This window comes from Daejeonella sp. (assembly GCF_046590655.1).
Lineage (GTDB): Bacteria > Bacteroidota > Bacteroidia > Sphingobacteriales > Sphingobacteriaceae > Daejeonella.
Window position 1 is genome coordinate 1 of sequence record NZ_JBKJUM010000080.1, and the last position, 5,252, is coordinate 5,252.

Below are 5,252 nucleotides of genomic sequence, written 5' to 3' on the forward strand. Positions count from 1 at the left end.
ACCAATTCAGATGCGGGAGGAACTGTCGGTCCAGCGACCCAGATTGCAAAAACTGCCATAAAACTATAGATATAAAAGGTATATGAAAAAGCTATTTTCAATCCTGCTCCAGACAATGATCACTGCTCTCTGTTTTGCGCAGCAGTCCGGAACCCCAATTAAAGTGACCCTTGCCATAAGTGCCAGAAGCTATTCAGATCGCATTGTTTTGCGCTATGCTCCAGCCAATCCAATATTGTTCAGCCAGGCAAATAAAGTTGGGTACATAGTTGAACGGGCAAATTTTGTTAATGGTATTGCCAGTGACAAATTAAGCTTTACACCCATTGCCGGGTCACCTTTTAAACGCTGGAACGAAGAGCAGTGGGAAAAGGCATTAGTCGAAGAAAAATTAAAAGATACCAGTGCTGCTAAAATAGCGGGCCTCGCCATGGTATTTTCCGATCCTGATGGCACTTCACAAGATGGGGATGTGATGAAAGAGGGACTGAAATCGTTTAAAGATCAAAAAGACAATTCCGATATGCGTTTTGGATTTGCCTTAATAGCTGCCAACAGAAGCAGGGTAGCTGCTGAAGGCTTGGCTGTAAGAGTATCAGATGCATCGGTAACCCCTGGCCAAACCTATGTTTATCGTGTTCGGCTCAACCAGCCACTTGTAAACGCTGCAAACGAAACAGCTTATGTAAAAGTAAGATCTGAAAATTTTAATGAGAAATACCTGAGCAATAATAAGGCGGTAAAAGTCAGTGAAGGAGATGGAGCAATCGCCTTTTCTTTTCCTGAATCTTCGGAATATTATGCATTTACCGCTGAACGATCTGACAATAATGGAGCTTCATACATAAAAATTATAAAAACCCCTGAACTTAACCTAAAACCGACAGGATTCACCGGAAAGTCAGACTTTGCTTACGGTGATACCGGATTGACCAACTACAAGAAATACTACTATAGGATATTGGTTTCTACGCCATTTGCCGATGAATTGGTACTGTCGGAATTTATAGCAATTCCGAGGGACAAAACCCCTCCGCCTGCACCTTTCTTAAAAACAGCGATCCATATAAAACCTAAGCAGGTTGAACTTAGTTGGGAAATGACTGCAAAAAGCACAGGCGATCTGAAAGGATTTACAATTAAAAGAGGTACGCAGGAAAATGGAAAGTACAGCTTAATTTCAAAAGGATTACTGCCCGCTAATACGATGAGGTTCATCGATGAAACCTTTGATCCGGATGGTTCCAATTATTATGTGGTGGAAGCGGTTGACACCGCGGGCAACAGCAGCCACTCTTACCCAGCTTATGTGACGCTAATTGATAGTGTTCCACCGGCTATGCCTTTTATCTCCTCTGCAAAAATAGACTCTGTGGGTAAGATCATTATAAAAGTTCGTCCCAACACCGAAAAAGACTTTATGGGCTACCAGGTTTTGAAAGCAAATTCGAAAGAGCATGAGTTTTCTGTGGTTACAGAAACATTCAAAGACAGTCTGGGCCGTACTACCTTCACCCTGAATGATTCCACTACCCTGAACACGCTCACAAAAAATATCTATTATAAAGTAATTGCATTTGATACCCATTTTAATCAATCCCTCCCGTCGAAAATTATTGAGCTGACAAAAAGAGACACCATACCACCGGTAAGCCCATTGATTACGGGTTTCACTGTTAGCGACACTTCCGTTGTGATCATCTTTGTAAACTCAAGCAGCGAGGATGCAGCCCGTAACATCTTATTGCGCAGAGAAAGCGGCAAAGTGAAATTTGATTCGATCTTTTTTAATACCAATACCAGCGTCATAAAATTCACCGATAAAAAAATTACTGGCGGACGACAGTATGAGTATGCCATGATTGCCAGAGATGATGGTGGATTAGCATCTAAAATCTCCAGAAGTATCCAGATAAAAACGTTATTGAATAACAGGATTCCGGCACCCACAATTCAGGGTTCTTATGACGGCCAGGCAAAGAAAGTATCCCTGTCTTTTGTAGTTGATGAAAAGGTGAAAAACCGGCAGTTAAAAGTAGAAATATATAAAAGAGCTGATGAAAAATCGCTTTGGACCACTTATAAAATCATTGAATTCGAAAAAGGGAAACTCTTTTTTGATGATCCTGCAGCGGGTCAGAAGGGAATGATGTATACCATAAGACTAACAGACGCTAATAAAAATGTTTCAAATTTTAGTAATGAACTGCAATTGAACTATTAAATGATTAGAAACAATTCATGAACCGCCTTTTCAAATTAACTGTGCTACTGGTTTTATTTCTGTCATCACAGGCAAACGCGCAGGAGAAAAAGAAAAAGCCCTTTACTATTGGCGGTGAGATGGGTATGTGGTATGAGGGTTATGGGCTTAATAAAGCGCCAAGTCCGGCAGTACCTGATTTTTATCAGGCCCGCCGTCCCTGGAACCTCTTCAGGTATTCCTTGAATCCCACGCTTACTGTTGGCAAATTGACAGTTCCTTTCAATTTCAACTTTAGCCCCACGCAAAATAATTTCATTACAGCGGCAACCGCGGGGCCGCAAAGTATCTGGCAGTTTCTGACAAATCCTGTAAATAATTTTGGTATCAGCCCAAAAATTGGAACTACAGAGCTCCTGTTGGGCACGCAAAACCTACAGTACAGTGAGTTGAGCACAGGCGACCTGGGTGTATTTGGTTATGGTGTGAACCTGGCGCCGGGAAAATTCCGCATTAAGTTGTTTAATGGGGTATCGCAAAGGCCTGTAAACTATTTGGCTCCCACGATTATACCTGCTTCTCCCGGAGTAATTGGCGCCTACCAGCGTAACCAATGGATGGCCCAGCTGGGACTTGAAAAGGAAGGGAAATACTTTGCCGGATTCAATTTTGTAAAATCAATAGATAAACGAAGTTCAGTTACATCGGCTCCAATATCTCCCCTCGATCCGCAGGAAAACATGGTGGTCAGCTTTTTAGCCAAAGTCAGTTCGGAAAAGGGCTGGAATTACCATATCGAGATTGGTCAAAGTTTTTTTACCCGGAATTTAAATACCCCCTTGTCTGCCAGCCCGGTAAATGATTTTAAACCATTTCTCAGCTCTCACACCTCCACCGGGAAGGATAATGCAGTAATGACGGGTATAATTAAAAAGGGGAAAGATTGGGAAGCGGGCGCCAAATTCAATTATTACGGTGCAGGGTATTATACTGCTGGCTATCCTTTTATGAACAACGACCGGATGGAATACCTGGCTAATACCCGCTTTAATGTATGGAAAAAAAAGATGAACGTGGTGGCCAGCGTTGGCCAGCGCTTTGGCAATCTGAGCCGTATTGCCGGCCCCAGCCTTACGAAACAGATCATCGCCAATGTGAATGTATTTACGCAGTTTAATGAACGTTTCAGCCTGAATACGAGCTTTAATAATTTTGGCTTCAATTCGCCCGGCCTTTCGGGATATCGGAGTGTCAGCGATGAGATCAGCATTAATCCTGCTTACACCTGGAATAACAGTAAAATGAGCCAGTTGGTAAGCGGCACTTACACCTGGAGCAAATATGATGAAACCACAATTATACCTGCGTCAACCACTCAAAACAATACACAGACCGTATTAATTCTTTATGTTCCCACATTTTTTAACAAAAAAATCAGTCCGGATTTTAGCCTGATGTGGTTCCGTAACACGGCCCCTTCACTTAAATTAAACTTGCTCAGCGCTACCACTGGAATGAACTGGAAGCCTGCCCCCAAAATTAATGTGAAAGGACAGCTGCAATACAGTCTGAGCACTGTGGATCCGTTCACCGCCAGTAAAAACCTGTTGGCTACGAGCGGTTTTGACTGGGATGTTTATAAAAAGTTAACCTGGCAATTTTCTATGACCGCCAATTTATATCATTATGGGACTGAATTGCCCGGAAGTTCCTTTACCCCGGCTTATCCGGGTAGCCCGGAATATTTAGAAAGTACATTGAGAACGGGTTTACAATACAAATTTTAGAAGAAGTGGAATCCACCCCCTTAACCCCCGCCAGCGGGGGACAGCAAAGCGGCCTAAAACCGAATCCATTACAAAATATGCTAACAGAAATATTCTTATTCAATCTTGTCTAATAATGAAATTATATCATCTATTAGTAACTGTATCCTGCTCCCCTTCCTTAATGGGGAGCTGTCAGCCCCTTCGGCTGACTGAGGGGTCATTGGTGCAAAGTAAACTAATGAGGTTCCCTGCCTACCGGACAGGCAGGTAGCTTTCGCTGGAATGACATAGCGTGTGGGGTGATTAGAGGAGATTCCGGCCTGCGCCAGAATCGGGAAGTCGGAGGACAGAGACATGAAGTTGGAGGTGAAAAGCTAATTATGACATTAACCCAAATTAAACGTAAAACGTACAACGTATAACTCCAAAAAAAGATGAAATACCTTTTACTATTATCCTTTGTAATTGTTCTGTTTATTAAGCCGGCCGGGGCTCAGATAAGCCTTAACCTCGCTTTAAATAACCGGCCACAGCCCTGGTTATCTGATTGGGTGAATCCGGTGAACGGACAAATGATCATTTCCTATATGCCGGGGCCGGCTTTGAACGATCCTTCCGTAAAATTAAGAACATCCTTACTTGATGAGAGAGGGAGCGTTATCGGGGCATCCAATAGTAATGCTGCCAGAATCTACACCTTAAGAGCGGGCGTAAACCAGTTCACCATAGCTGATGCACTCCAACTCCAAAATTTAGCATTGCAGGGAAATTTACAGAATACCCTTCAACATACCGGGCGTTTACCTGCAGGACAGTATCAATTGAGGGTTGAGATTCTGAATACCGCGGGAGATATCGTCCGGGCAAGACAAACCCGCCCATTTTTTATTACTTCCTATCAGCTGCCTGTTTTAATGCAGCCCGCCAGCGGAAGCAGTCTTGACGCCCGTGTGGCTCAAAATATTATTATATTCCGCTGGACTGCTATTATTCCAGGCTCTCCTGACCTTCCCCAATACCGGGTACAGGTGTTTGAAATCCTTCCTGGCCAGACACCTATGCAGGCATTCCGGGGTAATCGGCCGTTATTGAACGAAACCTCCATAAAAGGAAGTACGCAATTTATCTGGCGGCCTAATCTGCCTATGCTGGATTCTACCGCAAACAAACAATTTATCTGGACAGTGCAAACACTTGACAGAAGGGGACAGCCCATCCCGGATATGGATATGAACATACAGGGAAGAAGCGAGCCTGCTATTTTCAACATCGTGAATCAA

The 5,252-nt window shown here is 43.3% G+C and carries 3 protein-coding genes; all 3 read left to right on the forward strand.

The window, feature by feature from the left end:
• Window positions 1-82 precede the first annotated feature (82 nt).
• Window positions 83-2,224 (forward strand): fibronectin type III domain-containing protein, encoded by a 2,142-nt coding sequence (locus ACLL8Z_RS07865; protein WP_411274222.1) that lies wholly within the window; start codon window positions 83-85, stop codon window positions 2,222-2,224.
• A 17-nt stretch (window positions 2,225-2,241) separates the two neighbouring features.
• Window positions 2,242-3,990 (forward strand): hypothetical protein, encoded by a 1,749-nt coding sequence (locus tag ACLL8Z_RS07870; protein ID WP_411274223.1) that lies wholly within the window; start codon window positions 2,242-2,244, stop codon window positions 3,988-3,990.
• A gap of 416 nt (window positions 3,991-4,406) precedes the next feature.
• On the forward strand, window positions 4,407-5,252 hold an 846-nt coding region (locus tag ACLL8Z_RS07875), incomplete at its 3' end, for a hypothetical protein (RefSeq protein WP_411274224.1).